Source organism: Neobacillus paridis (assembly GCF_016765675.1).
GTDB classification, from domain to species: domain Bacteria; phylum Bacillota; class Bacilli; order Bacillales; family Cytobacillaceae; genus Neobacillus; species Neobacillus paridis.
Genome location: NZ_JAESWB010000324.1, coordinates 1 through 814, shown reverse-complemented (window position 1 = coordinate 814; position 814 = coordinate 1). Strand labels below are relative to the sequence as shown.

The window sequence follows — 814 nt, the reverse complement described above, 5'->3', positions numbered from 1 at the left end:
GAAGTTCCCCCATTGCCATTATTACCCGTCTGGTTTCCGCCGTTATTGGTGTTACCGCCCTGATTTCCGCCGGTACCATTATTATTGCCCGGGTTGTCGGGTCCGGGGTTTTCTCTGATCACGCCAGTCGTCTCCAGTTTGGCAATCTTGTAATTAGCTGTCACGTTCCTACCGTTCTTGTCAGATATATTCACATCCTTTACCTGCAGGGTTCGATTTCCTACGTCCTTCGAATCAAATGCCTGATTCGCAGTCAAGGCATCCCCACTTGCCAAGCCATGATTGCCAGTCGAATTTGATTCAAACAGTTCAGGCGACAAACCGGAATTACTGGAACCATCGTAAAAGCGATTATCTGTGACGGCTTTTACGATGATTGGTCTATAATCTACTTCAACTTTTACTACTTTTTCCACAACGGGTCTTTTTATTAAATACCCTTGTTGGTTTGACCAAACATTTTGGACTATATTTTTTTCATAGGAACCTACATCCACTCCCGACTCATATGATGCAAGGGGGGTGAATTTCAAATTTCCCAAATTAATGTTTGAATCAGAAAAATAATATTTTTCCGTAGAAAGGACTGCTTGGCCATCGTAGACCTTGCTTATGTCTTGGTCCAATGAATATACGGTCAGTGGTTTAAGAAATGATTTCAACAAAGGGATCGAATAACCATCGTAGCGATGCCACTTATCCGTGAATTCAGGTTCGAGAGTAGCTGTTTTTAAATCGCTATATGTCAGTTTCCTGTTAATACTTGCAGTGTCGACCTGACCGAAATTCAGTCCAGCGACAGTTGACTGTCCAG

At 42.9% G+C, this 814-nt stretch carries 1 protein-coding gene; it reads right to left on the bottom strand.

Going from position 1 to position 814, the window contains the following annotated elements; genetic code table 11:
* The coding region (locus JK635_RS19390; RefSeq protein ID WP_202655590.1) for a YDG domain-containing protein at positions 1–814 on the bottom strand (814 nt) is incomplete at both ends.